This window comes from Shewanella halotolerans (assembly GCF_019457535.1).
GTDB lineage: Bacteria > Pseudomonadota > Gammaproteobacteria > Enterobacterales > Shewanellaceae > Shewanella > Shewanella halotolerans.
The window spans coordinates 3452782-3468514 of the sequence record NZ_CP080417.1 but is presented as its reverse complement, the minus strand read 5'-3'; the positions used below and the strand labels follow the sequence as shown (position 1 = coordinate 3468514).

Here is a 15733-nt window from a genome sequence, read left to right as displayed (position 1 = left end):
TGGGCGTTTTTTAGTGGAGGTCTGGAGTGAGTGTCTTAAATAGCCGTGCGTGACTAGGTGCTACAGGCTAAAACGAAAACTAAGATACAGTCGGTGCAGCTTAGAGGATGAACTGAGTCAGAGAAATTTGAGATGAAGAGTGGGGAATGCTTAGGAGAGACTTGAAAGTTAACGCAGTGGGAAAACATATCGGCAACACAGACGTGTTGCCGATACAGACACATTACTTCTTGTAAGAAGAAGCGATGTTGTCGATGCGGTCGTTAGCACGCTTAGCTTCAGCTTGTGCGTCCATCGCAGCAGCTTTTGCGTCTTTAACGTCAGCAGCAAGAGCACCTTGCTCAGACTTCAGAGAGCTAACTTCAGCTGATAATTGATCAACTTTGTTGCCTAGGTTAGCAACGCTTTCTTCTAGAGCAGTAGTGTTTGCGCAACCACCAAGAAGGGCAGTCATTGCTACGCCAGCAATCATCAGTACTTTTTTGTTCATTGGGAAATCCCTTTAAATAAGTTGGATTGAGTTGGAGCAGCCGAAAAGTACAACTGCAACTGGTTAATTATGTCATAGCCATTTTATTTTGCTATGAATTTTCACCCTAAGGTCGTAATACAATATCTTATGATTGTGCAAAATCAAGCTTGTCGAGGGTTTTTGCTCAAATTTTGGCTAATGATCACTAAAATTTAACCTTGGATTAGCTATGGCTTTGCATTTACGGCGGTTTTTCGCTTGTACTGCTCGATGACCTCGACCCTTTGCTTGTGTAATTCCGTCTTGATATCGGCGCCTTTAAATCCCGCCTCTATGATAGGTTTTATCGCCACATTGCGCGCAAGCTCAAAACAGTGCTGCACATAGGCCCCTTGGGGGTATGGACGCTCCTCCAGGCCTGTGCGTCCCTTGCTGTCGGCTTCGCAGGCCAGCAGGAGTTGCGGCAGTCGCTCGGGCTTACGCCAGAGGTCGGCCTTGCCGAACAGCTTGACCATGGTCTCGGCTCGTAGCTCCAAGGCATTATGGATGTTCTGATGCTGGTCACTCACCAAGAGGGCCAGATCCCGATAGTCGTTGGGGACGCGAAACCGCTCGCACAGGGCACGAATGAGGGGCAGGCCCTTTTGGCCATGGCCGTGATGTTTCGGCAGATGCTCCTTGGGCGACAGCGCCTTGCCAAGGTCGTGTACCAGTGCGGCGAAGCGCACCAGCTTGTCTTGGCTGAGTCTGGCGGCTTGCTCAAGCACCATGAGGGTGTGCACGCCGGTATCTATCTCTGGGTGCCACTGCTCTGGCTGAGGGATGCCAAACAGGGCTTCTATCTCGGGAAAGAGTATGGCCAGGCCGCCAGCTTCTCTGAGCACTTCGAAGAACACCTGGGGCGCCTCTGTGGTTAGCGCCTTATCCAGCTCCTGAAATACCCGCTCTGGCGTTAGCGCCTCGAGCTCCCCGCTTGCAGCGATGCGTTGCATCAGCGCCATGGTCTCTGGGGCGACCTTAAAGCCCAGCGGTTGAAAACGGGCGGCGAAACGGGCGACCCTGAGCACTCGTAGCGGATCTTCGACGAAGGCCTCCGACACATGCCTGAGCAGGCGCTGCTCGATATCGGCCTGGCCGCCATAGGGGTCGAAGACTTGCCCTGTTTCATCCTGGGCGATGGCGTTGATGGTGAGATCCCGCCTCAGCAAGTCTTCCTCCAGGGTGACATCGGGCGCCGCGTAGACGCTAAAGCCGCCATAGCCGACGCCTGTCTTACGCTCGGTACGCGCCAGGGCATACTCCTGCTGGGTCTTGGGGTGGAGAAATACGGGGAAGTCTTTACCCACCTGGCGATAGCCTTTGTCGAGCATCTCTTGCACTGTCGCGCCCACCACCATGTAGTCACGATCTTTAATGGGAATATTGAGTAACTGGTCGCGGACGGCGCCGCCAACTAAATAGATCTTCACGTCTCACCAAGGGAAATCTTTGTATTGGCCTAAGCTTATCATGGCAAGTTGTTAAACCGCACCCTTTCGCGGCTTAGATAGCAGGCTCGAGGCGCTGCTTTGGCGCAATTATTTGGGGGGAATTTTTGACAACGTCTCCCCTAGGGATTAATTTGAACCGTCATTATTATTTTGGGACTGAGACGGCATGTACAAGGCGTTTTACGGACTTAGCGATAACCCGTTTTCGATCGCACCCAACCCTCATTATCTGTTCCTGAGCGACAGGCATCGTGAGGCGTTGGCTCATTTAACCTATGGATTGGGTGAAACCGGTGGTTTTGTCTTGTTAACCGGCGAGGTGGGCACGGGAAAGACCACAGTGTCGCGCTGCCTGCTCAACCAACTGCCTGAAAATACCGATACCGCCTTTATCCTAAACCCCTCGCTGACTGAGCTTGAGTTGCTGGCCACCCTCTGTGACGAGTTGGGGGTGCATTATGGCGAGTCGCCCACCCTGAAACAGCTCACCGATAAGCTGAGTCAGTTTTTGCTGGCCAACCATGAGAAGGGGCGCAATACCGTCCTGATCATCGACGAGGCGCAGCATCTTCGGGCCGAGGTGTTGGAGCAGCTCAGGCTGCTGACCAACCTGGAGACAGATACCAAGAAGCTGCTGCAGGTGATCCTAATCGGTCAGCCAGAGCTACAGCAGCTACTCAAGCGTCAGGAGCTCAGGCAGCTGGCCCAGCGCATCACGGCGCGTTATCACCTGCTGCCATTGACCCAGCAGGAGATTGCCCTCTATGTGCAGCACAGGCTACAGGTGGCCGGGCGTCATGAGCCGCTGTTTCACCGCAGCGCCATCAAGACGCTCCACCAATACAGTGGCGGTATTCCGCGTCTGATTAACCTCTTGTGTGAACGTGCCCTGATGGCTGGTTATGCTCAGTCTAAGGTGCCTATCGACGCCAACATGGTGAGAACCGCCGCCAGCGAAGTCTTGGGCGAGGAGATTAAGCAGCGCAAACTGCTGTGGCCGGCGACGGCCGCAACGCTTATCCTGGCGACCTTTGCCGGCGCCTTCTACTTCTTTAACCTGCAGGGGCAGGGCGGCATAGCTCAGGCAAACACAGCTCAGGCAAATAAGGCCCAGGCTGGCGCAGTGCAGGCAAATGAGCCGAGTGCCACAGGTGGGCAGCAGGCTAATCAGAACCATTCACAAGCCGTCCAGTCACAAATTCAGCCACAAACTCAAACCAATCTGGCAAGCCGTCAAGGCGAAGAGAGCAATGCCAGCTTGAGCGCCGATCAGCGCATATTACGTCAGGCGATCAATCAGAGCCGCAGCATAGACACCGCCTACGCCGCCATACTCGGCCTGTGGGATAAGGCGCCCTACGTTGGTCTGACCGCCTGTCAGTCGGCCAAGCAGCAGGGGCTGGATTGTTTCCAGCAGCAGGGTAACTGGCATTCCTTGGTACGCCTCAACTATCCGGCCGTGGTCTATTTGCAGGATGAGCGCGGCGAGCCCTTCTACGGTACCGTCGTGTCCCGCCAGGGCGAGCAGTTGTTGCTGCAGCTGGCGGAGCAGCAGCTTTGGGTCGACAGAGACTGGTTTACTCGCCACTTTGCCGGCACCTTCGAGCTATTGTGGCAGGCACCAAGCTATCAGCCTAAGGAGATAGGCCGAGGCTCGGCGCCGGCGCAGATCCAGTGGCTGGAGAATGCCCTGGCGCAGATCCAGAACAAGCCCGCCCGTGTGGTCGACTATTTTGATGCTGAGCTGGAGCAATCCCTGATGGACTTCCAGCGTCAGCACGGCCTGCGCGCCGATGCCATCGCCGGTAGCCAGACCTTAGTACAGCTCAATCTCTACCTCAGCGATAAGGGCCCGAGATTGCAGGAGCAGCAAACAGGATTGCAGGGAAGAGTGCAAGGCGAGGGACGCTACTGATGTCTATCCTTCTCGATGCGGTGACCCGCGCGAAACAGCAAGATCGGCAGCTAGATCCTGTGATCACCCCAAGGGCCCAGTATGAAGCGATGCAGCCCAAGTGGCCTCTGGTCGTCAAATTAGGTTTGTTTGGCACTGGCCTTGGCGGAGCCATCGCCCTCGCCTGGGTGCTCAGTGGGCAGGGAGAGCTAGGCGCGCAAAAGCAGGCCGCATCACTATCTAACGTATCTAGCATATCTAGCCAACAAACCTCAGCGATGCAGACACAAGCCCAGCCCCAGCAACAGTCCCAGCAACAGCGAGTGGCTGAACAGCAGACCGCTAAGCCTTCTCTTGAGCAGAATCCTCAGACAGGCATCAAACTGGCGGGTAAGGTCGCCCTGCCATTGCCGGTGGAGCGCCCCAGCGTTCAAGCCCGGACGAGTGAACCCTTGACGGCATCTACCACTCAGCCAAGGCGTCAGCAGGCCGCGCAAAGCCGTGTAAATACTAGCCTTGCGAATACTAGCAATTTGAATAACCAGAGCTTTGCGAACAACCAGGGCGCAGAGGAGCCGATCATCTTAGGCGCCAACGCCAATCAGCGTGGGCGCGAGCTACTCAGCTCTCTCAAGGCGCAGGTGGATGAGGCGGCGGCCGATGTCGGCCTGGAGTCAACTTATGCCGAGGAGCAGCGCGCAAATCAAGACTTAGCAGAGGCTTTCGACCAAGCAAGTGAGCAACAAGCAGAGCCGGAAGCCCAGCAGCGCCCAGTGGTGAAGGATACCAGCAAGCTGGTCGCTGCCTTTGAGGCGGCGCTCAAGGAGGTGGAGAAGGAGAACGCCGTCGCCACACCCGTGACTCAGCCTAAGCTGGACCCTATTCCAGCGGCGCAGCCCGACGAGCTGCCCAAATATGGCCAGCTACCGGCGGGGATTCAGTTACAGGTGCCCGAGTTTAATATTTTGGCCCATGTCTATGCCAACGATCCTAAGAACCGCTGGCTGAATGTGGATGGCGCCGAGCTGCAACAGGGTGACATGATTGGTGGCAAGCTGAAGATTGTCGAGATACGCCCGAGGGATGTGGTGTTAGAGGTGGCCGGTACCGAGTTTAAGGTGCCCGCTATCTAAGCGCAATTTGGGTAGCTGCTTAGCCTAAGTAAAATCAGCAGATGCCAAATCAGTAAGAAAAAAGGCGATGAATCATTCATCGCCTTTTTCGTTTGAGTCTTGTTTGGTCTCAGTGCCTAAACAAAGAATGTCTAGCCAAAGAACTCGTAGGCCAGTAGCAACGTCAGACCGTAACCACAGGTATAACACAGGGCCAGTGCAGGCACATACTTGAGGTAGGTGACAAAGGTGAGCTCTTTCACCTTACTCATGGCGATGATACCCGCCGCACTACCAATCACCAGCAGAGAACCGCCCACGCCTACAGAGTAGGTGAGGCCCAGCCACTCTGGGGTGTTAAGCACAGGTTCGGCCTTCAATAGCGCCGCGGTGAGCGGTACGTTATCCAGAATCGCCGAGCCGATACCCGTCACGAAGTTAGAGATGTTAGGGTCAAACTTGGCATAGACATCTGTCAGCAGATGCAGGGTGCCAATCTCTTTTAGCATGCCCACGAGCAGCAAGATCCCCAGGAAGAAGAGCAGGGTTTCGAACTCTACCTGACGGATATATTCGAGGATCTGTAGCTCCTCCTTGTTGCTGCGCTGCAGCGTGCCCATCAGGAACATCACCGACAGGCCCGACAGGAAGGTCAGCACAGGCGGAATACCGAAGAAGATGTTGAGCACCATGGTCATTATGATGGTGATCAGGAAGATGAGGGCGATAAACACATCCAGCTTGTTGTATTGGCGCTTGATGGGAGTGGTGCTCACATAGCCTTCCGCCTTCAGCGAGAAGAGCACCGCCAGCAGCATCACACTGGCCGCCGCCGGGATAAATAGCATAAGTAGCTGCGAGATATGGACATGGCCGCCGAGGAAGATCATCAGGGTTGTCACGTCACCTGTGATCAGCGCCACACCGCCCGAGTTCACCGCGAAGATGATGAGTACCGACATGCGGCGCTTCATCTGGCTTTCGAGTTGGAAAGTGGTCAATAGGCCCAAGGAAACCAGGGTTGCGGTCACGTTATCACAGATGGCCGACAGCACCAGGGAGAAGAGCGCCACCTGTATCATCAGCATGCGTACGGAAACCTTCTGGGGGAACAGCTTCTGCACCAGGATCTGAATCATGCCCTTGGCGTTCAGGTAGGCCACGAAGGTCATGGTGGACATCAGGAAGAGCCAGAGGGTGGCGATTTCCAACAGGTTGTGGTCCAGCTCCTCTGCCACTAAGTGCTGGTGGCTGGGATCCCGCGCCGCAACAAACAGGGTGATCCAGGCAACACAGCCGAAGAAGAGGGTGGTTTTAGCCTTATTAATGTGGGTAACTTCTTCAAAAATAATGCTTAATAGCGCTAGCACAGCAAGTGTGATCAGGAAAATGTTGAGCATACATTTGTTCCTACGGCTGATAGTAAATCCCGTCCGGCAGAGGTGAGACGGCATGATTTACATCAAGGTTTGGTTAAGGTTGTTGTGTTAGGCGGCGATCTGACCATAGGATGGGATAATACGCAAGTGTTACCTTAGTCTAATTTCGCTGAAAAATGCGATCTCGCGCACATCAAGGCATTTGAAATAGCGGAATATATTTTGATTCCTCAAATCTGTGGTGAAAGCTGCTGAATTCTCGCCTTCCGCTTTACTTGGTTTGGGGTATTCCCCTGAATATTGTCATTTCTACAAGAGTCTCTACTGGCTGCAGCTGTCAAGTTGGAATAAATTGTTTACGATTGGCGTCCTGCCAGGCGAATCGATGTTTAGCATCTCGAAATTGGTAGATGTGAGGCATGCCGATTTGGGGGAGAAAGCGTGGGGGAGCACAGGCACTGAGACTAAGGCTTAGGCATTGAGCCAAAGATTTAGGCAAGGAGCAAAGGCCTAGACTATGAGTAGAAGCCGGGCAATAAAAAAGGACGCCTGGGCGTCCTTTTCTGTTTTTCGTTACGATTGCGCGTTCGAATGACTGGCGCTAGCTATTACTTAGCCATGCGGGCGAAGACGCGGTCCGCTGCGGCCAGTGTCTCTTCCAGTTCCTTCTCGCCATGTGCCATAGAGAGGAAGCCTGCCTCATAGGCGCTAGGCGCCAGGTAAACGCCTTCGTCCAGCATGCCGTGGTAGAAGATGCGGAACGCTTCTGCATCACACTGGGTGACCTGATCGAAGCGGGTCACTTGCTCCAGCTCGGTAAAGAAGAAACCGAACATGCCGCCCACATAGTTGATGCTCAGCGGGATACCATGCTTGTTGGCCGCGGCCTTGAAGCCCTCGGCGATACGCTTGGTCTTGGCGGCAAGCTCTTCATACAGACCTTCGGCGCACAGCTCTTCCATCTGCGCAAGACCCGCCGACATGGCGATAGGGTTGCCCGACAGGGTACCTGCCTGATACACAGGACCGGTAGGGGCGATAAACTGCATCACCTCTTTACGGCCACCGAAGGCGCCCACAGGCATACCGCCACCGATTACCTTACCAAGCGTAGTTAGGTCAGGCGTAATGCCGTAGTGGCCTTGTGCACCACTCTTAGAGACGCGGAAACCTGTCATCACCTCGTCGATGATCAGCAGGGCGCCATACTGGTCACACAGGGCGCGCAAGCCTTCCAGGAAGCCTGGAATTGGCGGGATGCAGTTCATGTTGCCGGCAACTGGCTCAAGGATGATACAGGCGATCTCTTCTGGGTACTGTTCAAACAGTGCCTTCACAGATTCCAGCTCGTTGTAAACCGCGGTCAGTGTGTGTTTGGCGAAGTCTTCTGGGATACCCGGAGAGCTTGGCTGACCTAGGGTCAGGGCGCCAGAGCCCGCTTTTACCAGCAGACAGTCGGCATGGCCGTGGTAGCAACCTTCAAACTTGAGGATCTTGTCGCGATTGGTAAAGCCGCGTGCCAGACGGATGGCACTCATGGTGGCTTCTGTGCCTGAGCTTACCATACGAACCTGCTCCATCGAAGGCACCATCTCGATCACCTTCTCGGCCATGCGCACTTCAAGCTCGGTTGGCGCGCCGAAAGAGAGACCATTCTCTACCGCGTCCAATACGGCTTGACGGATCTTTGGATGATTATGACCCAAGATCATCGGGCCCCAAGAGCCAACATAGTCGATATAGGCCTTGCCGTCGGCATCATAGATGTAAGCGCCGTCGGCTTTTTCGATGAAACGTGGTGAACCACCCACGCCGTTGAAGGCACGTACGGGTGAGTTAACGCCACCAGGGATAGTTTTCTTAGCCTGCTCAAATAGGGTTTCAGAACGGGTCATTCTAGATCCTTTAAAGTCGTCGCCAGATTAAAAATCGGCTTTTTGTGAATACCAATTTACCGGACATTCGTGCTGTTCAAGCTGTGAATCAACACCTAATGTCAACGCAAACAGCGCCATGCGGATAAGCAATCCGTTGTCTGCCTGTCTGAAGATGGCCAAGTTTGGATGACTGTTGAGGTCATTGTCCAGCTCGTTGGCCTGCTCTCTCGAATCGCGGGGCAGCGGATGCATGATCACTGTATTCGATTTGCAATGCTGTGTGTAAATATTGTGGTTTAAGCGGAACTTACCACGATACTTGTTGGCCTCTTCCTGAGAAGGAAAACGCTCTTCTTGAATACGCGTCAGGTAGAGTATATCAGCCTGATCTAAATTGCCTTCAAGTTGATCTGTTATTGTGATCTTATGCCCAGCATTTTCAATGTCATCGATCACATAGTCTGGCATTGCCAGCTCTTTTGGTGAGATCAGGGTGAAGCTCACATCCTTGTACATGCACAGCAGGCGTGACAGCGAGTGTACCGTGCGGCCAAACTTGAGATCGCCCACCATGGCGATGTGCATGCCGCTGATGCTGCGGCCACCGGCGGCCAGTTCTTTCTGAATGGTGAACAGATCCAGCAGCGCCTGGGTCGGGTGCTCGTTCGGGCCGTCGCCACCGTTGATCACTGGTACTCGGCTGCCCTCGGCAAACTCACGCACCGAATAGGCATCGGGATGACGCATGGCGATCACATCCGAGTAGCTAGATAGTACGCGGGCGGTGTCATACAGAGACTCACCCTTAGAGAGGGATGAGGTGCCTATGCCGACGGTTTCGTTGACCTTGCCGCCCAGCAGGTTGAAGGCGCTGCCGAAGCTGACCCGGGTGCGGGTGCTGGGTTCGAAAAACAGATTACCCAGAATTGCGCCGTCGAGTACCGTGGTACGTTTGCGTCTGAGGGCATAGGGAGTCATTCGCGATGCAACGCTAAAGATCTCTTGTACGGCATCTAGATTGAGTTGGTTTACCGAGAGGATGTGTGAACCTTGAAACTGAGTCATCAGCCTTTATTTCCAATTTCGGGGGGCAAAATGGCCGAAGCAGATGGTCATTTCGCCCTAAGTTATGTAGGGTGGCTGAGGCGACACTATACCAGACATAGCGAGGCGGTGGAATAACCCGCCGGGCAAATTTGCGTGTTGGCACAAGCTTTGTTTGGCTAGATCCTGTGAGCCAGATTGGCGCCGAATGTAGAGGCGAGTAACAGGGATAAGTAGTCGGCAATAAGTAGCCGGGGTAAGTAGTCGGGACATGAAGCGGGTAAGTGCGCCAAGCGACTTAGTGTGGATTAGTTCGCATCTCAGGTTTTTTGTATTTAACCTGTTGAAATTAAAGGCGAGTCACGCGCGTGTCGCGCTGTTCTCTTGTCTGAGTCGGCAGGCGTGTCGTGCTCAAGTCGTGTATAAGTCGTGCTGATGTTTTATCAAAGTCATGCTTAAGTCGTGTACAAGTCGGCTAAACGCCGTGGTGGGGCAAGTTGGCCGGGGCTAAGCTGGCATCTCCAATTAAACAGAGGGTTAAGGAAAACAATGATTATTCGTAAACTACGTCTTCAACGGGCCTGGTCGCAGGAGCAACTGGCGCAGCATTCAGGGCTTAATGTGCGCACCATACAGCGCTTGGAGCGGGGACAGAAGGCGAGTCTCGAATCATTGAAATCTTTAGCCGCGGTATTTGAGGTGCCCCTGGAGGCGCTGCAACAGGAGATGGATATGAGTATGACAATGGACAAGCAAACCGATGAAGCAGTTAATGAGAGCCTGGCGCCGGTCAGCAGTGATGAGCGCGCCGCCATCGAATATGTCAAAGAGCTGAAAGGCTTTTACAGCAACCTGGTGACCATGGCGATTGTCTTGCCGCTGCTCTACCTGCTGAATCTGATGATAAGCCCAGGTTATATGTGGGTCTGGTGGGTGGTAATGGGATGGGGCGGCGGCCTGGTGCTGCACGCCATCTCAGTATTCGAGCCCTTTAGTCTGTTTGGGGCGAGCTGGGAGAAACGCCAGATTGAGAAGCGACTCAAGCGTAGGCTGTAATTATTTAGGCCTTTAGCAGGTGCCGCTATGCCTGGTTTATAAAAGCTGTCGCCTGCTATATCTGCCCCTGGTTGATCTCTTTTTGCAGCATCACCCAGCTGATCACCCCGACCACATTGTCGCGCTTATCCTGATAGATAAACACCTCGCCGCGACGCTCCTTGGAGAGAATGTCGTAGACCTCCTTTAGGGTGGCGGTATCCACTAATCCCTCAATGGGGTGACGGGTCAGGGTGCTCATCTCCTCTGTGACCTGCAGCTCTATCTGCAACATCTCCATCTGCCCCTGATTGTTCTGCATCAACACAGATCGCCCCTCGGCACGCTTAAGCACCTCCAACAGCAGCTCGTCGTTGTCTTTCACGATAACGAAGCGCTTGTCCATCACGGCGCGCACGCCCTGTTTCTGTAGGCCGAGTTTGACTGAGGAGACCTTATAGTCCAGCCCCATCAGCTCTATCTGTTTGTAGAACAGCGACTTGGTATTGAACGCCTGATGAGCGATCAGGAACGCTGGAATGGTCACGAACATGGACGGCAAGATGATGGCGGCGTTGTTGGTCAGCTCCAGCAGGGCGACCAGGGCCGCCAGGGGCGCGCTGAGGCAGACCCCCATCATGGCCGTCATGCCTATGATGGTGTAGAGGCCTACATAGGGGGTGATGGTGGGAAACAGCATGGCGCTGACCACGGCGAGGATGGCGCCAATTAGCGCGCCTATGCCAAACAGCGGGCCTATGATGCCGCCGGGTATTCCCAGGCCGATGGCGGCGATGGTGGCGATGATTTTGCCCAGCAACAAGCCGACTAGCAGCGCCAGGCTGGGGTGCTCGCTGATGGCGTGGCTGATGGCCAGGTCGCCGCTGCCCAGTGCCTGTGGCAGGAAGAAACCTATGATGGTGGTGATAAGCCCGGCGATGAGCAGACGCAGGATCAGGGGATGTTGCTGCCCTTTGGCGGTAACTTTCAGCAGGGTGTGATTAAACAGGGCGGCGATACAACCCAGGGTGACGCCGCATAGCGCCAGTATGGGGTATTGCGACAGGGGAATATGGCTCACCCCTATCTGGTCATATTCATGGATATTGCCAAACACCAGCTGGCTGGAGAGGGCGCCGCAGATGGCCGAGAGCATGATGGGAAAGAAGTAATGCACCTTGTATTCCCGCAGTATCACCTCGAAGACGAAGATCACCGCCGCCAGCGGGGCGTTGAAGGTGGCGGCAATCCCGGCGGCGATGCCACTGGCGCACATGATGCGCACGCTGTTGTCGGGCAGTTTAAACTTCTCTGCCATCACGCTGGCGCTCACCGCGCCCAGGTGAATCGCCGGGCCCTCACGGCCTACGGAGAAGTTGGTCGCCAGGGCAAACAGCGCTTGAAAGAACTGTCCCGGCGCGGACTGCAGAGGGATCTTACCGTAGTGCAATTTCATCCGCTGCATCACATAGGCGATCCCCATGCGTTTATAGCGCTTGGATCCCAAAACGGCCACAAACCAGATTAAGATCGCCCCCAAAAGTGGCAATAGGACTCGCCAGTCACCTAAGTTGCCAGTAAACTGCCACTCTTGGGTCTGGGTGAGCTGGTTGAGCCACAGCAGCAGAAGTCGAAACAATATGATCACGCCAGAGGCCACCAGGGCGAAGGCGAGGGCGAGGCCACAAAGCTGTACGCTGATTTTGGCCTGGGCCAATTTGTCTTTGAGGTCGGTATTCAGGTATTTCTGGCATTGCTGTATGGCGCTGTTTATTCTGAGCTGCACAGTAACCTTCCGGATCAATCGTTAGTAACGCTTCGCGGGACGAATGAAGAAATTATCATAAGGGGCTAGTACTTAATGCCAAATTATCATCGCTGGGTCGATCGCATGCAAGTGCTCGAACGAAAAATTAGACCTTCGAGCGTTTATCTGTTTTGTTTAGTGATCGTGGCCTTCTTACTCGGCGTGTTGACCTGGGACCTCTGGTCCGCCAATCATTCGGTGACACCGACCCAATCCAATGGCCGCGAGGCCGAGCTACGCCAGGCGCTCAAGGAGCAGGCCGAGGTGCTGGCCTCGCGTAATCTCGAGCTGTCGCTGGAGCGCGAAGCCAACAGTAACATGCAGAAGATGTTTCTCGAGCAGCATCAGAAACAGAAATCCCTCGACAGAGAGCTGGCCTTCTACCGCAGCATCATGGCGCCAGAGCATCAGGCCGATGGCGTCGCCATCCACGGACTGGAGATGACACCGGGCCTGCTGAACAATCAGTATCAGGTCAAGTTAGTGCTTACTCAGCTGCAAAAACGCAAGCAGGCGTTAAAGGGCCAGGCCAAGCTCGTTTTTGTCGGCGTGCAGCAGGGCAAGATGGTGACTCTGCCACTTTCATCGCTCACCGATGCCAAGTTTGCATTCAGCTTCCGTTATTTCCAAACCCTTGAGGCGCAGATTACCCTGCCGAGTGATTTCGAGCTGTCTCGGGTCGAGACCGAGGTCATAGTGCCGGCCAGTCGCTGGAGTAAAGGGGCCAAGGCGCAGCAGAGCTTTAGCGCCCAGGAGCTGCTGGCCACGCCAGAGGGTGAAACTGACGTAGGTGCCCGCTCAGGCGGCGAGCCCAACGCGGTAGAGGAGCCCCATGGGGAGGAGGGTTACGCTCCCGCCGAGGAGGGCGAAGGTTCACAGATTTCAACAGAGCCACGACTATTACTTGAACAAAATAGTCAGGTATCGGATAATTCCGCTCAGCAAACCGATGTAAGAGGTAGTAATGACTGAACAAGCTGAAGATACAATGCCAATTCGTTTTACCGACGCGGCAGCGGCCAAGGTTAAAACCTTATTGGAGGAAGAGCAAAACGACGCACTTAAGTTACGTGTTTACGTAACCGGCGGCGGATGTTCAGGTTTTCAGTATGGCTTTACATTCGATGAGAAGGTCAATGAAGGTGACTTTACCGTTGAGAAACAAGGGGTTCAATTGGTTGTCGATCCAATGAGCCTGCAATACCTGGTAGGCGGTGAAGTGGATTACACCTCGGGCCTGGAAGGCTCTCGTTTCTTCGTTAAGAACCCTAACGCCACCACCACCTGTGGTTGTGGTGCCAGCTTCTCGGTTTAAGCCCCGAAAGCGAGCCGGTGCATAGAGCGCCTAAAGAAAAAGCCAGCTATGCTGGCTTTTTTTGTGCTTATTATTTGGGCTTAGCTGAAAACCGTGAGCCTTGGGCTACTTCATGATATTCATGCTGTTCTTGATATGGCAGTAGGCCTTTACCTTAGGGGTAAAGGCTATCCATACCTGCACCACGGCCAGCAGGATCAGCACAGTGAACACTAACCAATCTGGCAGCTTGCCCTGCCAATCGCCCAGGTGAAAGGTCGAGGGACCGGCCACCAGGTTGTCAGGGTCATATAAGATCACCGGCAGTAGGCTCACCAAGCCGAGCTGTATGATGGTGTAGCCCCTGAGCATATAGAGTCCGGCCTTCTGGCGGCCCAGCACGGCAATCACCATCAGCAGGGTCAGCATGCAAAACAGCACCCCCTGCTTGGCCATCAGGCCACTAACGGAGGCCAGGGTCAGCAGAAGCAGCAGGGCCAGCAGACGCTTGGGCAGCTTAGGCTTCACAGGTTGCTGATTAGCGGCTTTTGTGAGTTCAGCGGCTTGTGCCTTGTCAGCCTGGCCGTTTGTCTCAGTCATCTCTGGCATCGACACCTTGTTCTCTTCCATTGTCTGAACCGATAGCGTTAACGTTGGCCGATCAGTGACGCGGCTTGGGCGTCAGGCGCTGCTCAAGCTCATAGGGTGGGATCACCACGCCGAGATCGTCCTGTACCGGGAACACGGCGACAAACAGGTCATCGTCCTGCATGCCGGGTACCCAACGCTCCAGCCACTCGTCCAGCGGGATGGCCAGTGGGATGCAGTCGGCCCAGTCGTCGACGGCCCACTGCTTGGCGGATTCTTCACATGGCCACATTGGGATGCAGTCTTCATCTTCTGTGGTCAGCATGACGCAGCCATCGACATCCTGTAGGGTCCATAGGGTCTTGGTGGCCTTGGCTTGTTCGACGAGATAGTCGTAACGGGCCTCTGGGGTCATCTGGCTGGCTTGTTGTGCACTCTTGGTCATTGCGGTCTCTTTCATCAATTAGTGGCTGGGCCGATTGGCCGCCATAATAGCAATCTGCGCCGCCCTAGGCTAACAGTTTTGTCCCTGGGCCGGGCGGTGCAGAGCGCCTTGGATAGTGTTAGTTGTTGTGATCAGTTGCCTTACTCAGACGGCTTACTCAGTTGCCGGGGAAGAGGCCGCCGAGCACGGTTTCCCGGCTGGCGCCCGTGACCGCCGGCAGGTTACCCGGCAGCCCCAGCTTGTGGCGCATGGCGAGCCAGGCGAAGGCGATGCCTTCCACCCACTGAGGATCGACCCCTAGGCTGGCGGTGGTGTGCACCTGATAGCCGGGCAGCAATGCCGCCAGGCGTGTTAGCAGCTCGGTGTTAAAGGCGCCGCCACCGCACACATAGAGCTCGGCCTTATCGGTGAGCTTGAGGCAGTCGTTGGCGATGCTGTGGCAGGTGAGATCCAGCAGGGTTGATTGAATATCCGCCTCGTGCAGATAGCCGAAATCGGCGGTCTGCTGCTCCAGCCAGGCCTGGTTAAACAGCTCGCGCCCCGTGCTCTTGGGGGCGCTGAGGGAGAAATAGGAGTGGGACAACATCTGCTTGAGCAACTGCTCGTCTGTCTTGCCACTGGCCGCCCAGGCGCCGTCCCTGTCAAAAGCCTCGCCCTGGACCTGTTTTATCCAGGTGTCTATCAGGGTATTGCCCGGACCATTATCGAAACCAATTACAGCGCTGGCATCCCCAGGCAGATAGGTGATGTTGGAGATGCCGCCTATGTTGAGGATCATCCGCTGGTGGCCGGCTCTGGCAAATAGCTGTTGGTGAAAGGCGGGCACCAAAGGCGCGCCCTGACCGCCCAGGGCGATATCTTTACGGCGAAAGTCGGCAATGACATCTATGCCCGTGAGGGCGGCTATGGTGTTGGGGTCGCCAATCTGCAAAGTAAAGCCCAGCTCCAGGTTGGGCATGTGACGCACCGTCTGGCCGTGGCTGCCGATGGCCATGATCTGGTGCCTGTCGATGCCGCTCTTGGCTAGTAGGCCCTCGACCGCCTGGGCAAACAGCTTACCGACGCTGCGGTCCAGTATGCCCATGCGGTTGATCTCGTCGGATCCCGACTGACACAGGCGCTGCAGGCCGCTCAGCAGATGGCTGGGCAGCGGCTCGGTATGGGTGTCGACCAGGGTGATCTTATCGTCGGTGAAGTCGACCAATACCGCGTCGACGCCATCCATGCTAGTGCCCGACATCAGGCCGATATAGTAATGTTTGCTCATCTAGGTGTCCTGGGGTCTGTTGACCCAAA

General features: G+C 55.1%; 14 protein-coding genes. 5 read left to right on the top strand and 9 right to left on the bottom strand.

The window, feature by feature from the left end:
- Positions 1 to 223: 223 nt before the first annotated feature.
- Together K0H81_RS15085 and K0H81_RS15080 are read right to left on the bottom strand one after the other, a co-directional pair.
- Positions 224 to 490, bottom strand: coding sequence for an Lpp/OprI family alanine-zipper lipoprotein (locus tag K0H81_RS15085; protein WP_011864811.1), 267 nt, complete (start codon positions 488 to 490; stop codon positions 224 to 226).
- A 209-nt stretch (positions 491 to 699) separates the two neighbouring features.
- Positions 700 to 1941: a multifunctional CCA addition/repair protein gene (locus K0H81_RS15080; protein WP_220058848.1), complete on the bottom strand. Its 1242-nt coding sequence runs from the start codon at positions 1939 to 1941 to the stop codon at positions 700 to 702.
- 187 nt (positions 1942 to 2128) lie between these two features.
- Between K0H81_RS15080 and K0H81_RS15075 the strand changes: the two genes are divergently transcribed.
- Positions 2129 to 3877: an ExeA family protein gene (locus K0H81_RS15075; RefSeq protein WP_220058847.1), complete on the top strand. Its 1749-nt coding sequence runs from the start codon at positions 2129 to 2131 to the stop codon at positions 3875 to 3877.
- Positions 3877 to 4989 carry a general secretion pathway protein GspB gene (locus K0H81_RS15070; RefSeq protein WP_220058846.1) on the top strand — a complete coding sequence of 371 codons (1113 nt, stop codon included), beginning with the start codon at positions 3877 to 3879 and terminating at the stop codon, positions 4987 to 4989. The genes K0H81_RS15075 and K0H81_RS15070 overlap by 1 nt, the downstream gene beginning before the upstream one ends.
- A 131-nt stretch (positions 4990 to 5120) precedes the next feature.
- On the opposite strand, the gene nhaD is transcribed toward K0H81_RS15070, so the two are convergent.
- From nhaD to K0H81_RS15055, 3 genes are all read right to left on the bottom strand, one after another.
- Positions 5121 to 6368 (bottom strand): sodium:proton antiporter NhaD, encoded by a 1248-nt coding sequence (nhaD, locus tag K0H81_RS15065; RefSeq protein ID WP_144201056.1) that lies wholly within the window; start codon positions 6366 to 6368, stop codon positions 5121 to 5123.
- 587 nt (positions 6369 to 6955) lie between these two features.
- Positions 6956 to 8242 carry a glutamate-1-semialdehyde 2,1-aminomutase gene (gene hemL, locus K0H81_RS15060; RefSeq protein WP_220058845.1) on the bottom strand — a complete coding sequence of 429 codons (1287 nt, stop codon included), beginning with the start codon at positions 8240 to 8242 and terminating at the stop codon, positions 6956 to 6958.
- A gap of 27 nt (positions 8243 to 8269) precedes the next feature.
- The gene (locus K0H81_RS15055; RefSeq protein ID WP_011864817.1) at positions 8270 to 9289 is read right to left on the bottom strand and encodes an aspartate carbamoyltransferase; all 1020 of its coding nucleotides are present in this window, start codon (positions 9287 to 9289) and stop codon (positions 8270 to 8272) included.
- 528 nt (positions 9290 to 9817) lie between these two features.
- Here K0H81_RS15055 and K0H81_RS15050 point away from each other — a divergent pair.
- Positions 9818 to 10324: a 2TM domain-containing protein gene (locus tag K0H81_RS15050; RefSeq protein WP_220058844.1), complete on the top strand. Its 507-nt coding sequence runs from the start codon at positions 9818 to 9820 to the stop codon at positions 10322 to 10324.
- 55 nt (positions 10325 to 10379) lie between these two features.
- Here the strand turns inward: K0H81_RS15050 and K0H81_RS15045 are convergent, their stop codons facing one another.
- Positions 10380 to 12089 (bottom strand): chloride channel protein, encoded by a 1710-nt coding sequence (locus K0H81_RS15045; RefSeq protein ID WP_220058843.1) that lies wholly within the window; start codon positions 12087 to 12089, stop codon positions 10380 to 10382.
- A 75-nt stretch (positions 12090 to 12164) separates the two neighbouring features.
- On the opposite strand from K0H81_RS15045, the gene K0H81_RS15040 reads away from it, so the two are divergent.
- Complete coding sequence (locus tag K0H81_RS15040) at positions 12165 to 13082, top strand: DUF6776 family protein (protein ID WP_220058842.1); 918 nt, start codon at positions 12165 to 12167, stop codon at positions 13080 to 13082.
- Positions 13075 to 13425: an iron-sulfur cluster insertion protein ErpA gene (gene erpA / locus K0H81_RS15035; RefSeq protein WP_011864821.1), complete on the top strand. Its 351-nt coding sequence runs from the start codon at positions 13075 to 13077 to the stop codon at positions 13423 to 13425. The genes K0H81_RS15040 and erpA overlap by 8 nt, the downstream gene beginning before the upstream one ends.
- Positions 13426 to 13530: 105 nt before the next feature.
- Here the strand turns inward: erpA and K0H81_RS15030 are convergent, their stop codons facing one another.
- The 3 genes from K0H81_RS15030 to K0H81_RS15020 all read right to left on the bottom strand — a co-directional run bounded on the left by K0H81_RS15030 (position 13531) and on the right by K0H81_RS15020 (position 15704).
- The gene (locus tag K0H81_RS15030) at positions 13531 to 14004 is read right to left on the bottom strand and encodes a hypothetical protein (RefSeq protein WP_434086890.1); all 474 of its coding nucleotides are present in this window, start codon (positions 14002 to 14004) and stop codon (positions 13531 to 13533) included.
- 61 nt (positions 14005 to 14065) lie between these two features.
- Positions 14066 to 14437, bottom strand: coding sequence for a DUF2750 domain-containing protein (locus K0H81_RS15025; RefSeq protein WP_398351021.1), 372 nt, complete (start codon positions 14435 to 14437; stop codon positions 14066 to 14068).
- A 157-nt stretch (positions 14438 to 14594) separates the two neighbouring features.
- Positions 14595 to 15704 carry an anhydro-N-acetylmuramic acid kinase gene (locus K0H81_RS15020; protein ID WP_220058841.1) on the bottom strand — a complete coding sequence of 370 codons (1110 nt, stop codon included), beginning with the start codon at positions 15702 to 15704 and terminating at the stop codon, positions 14595 to 14597.
- Positions 15705 to 15733 lie beyond the last annotated feature (29 nt).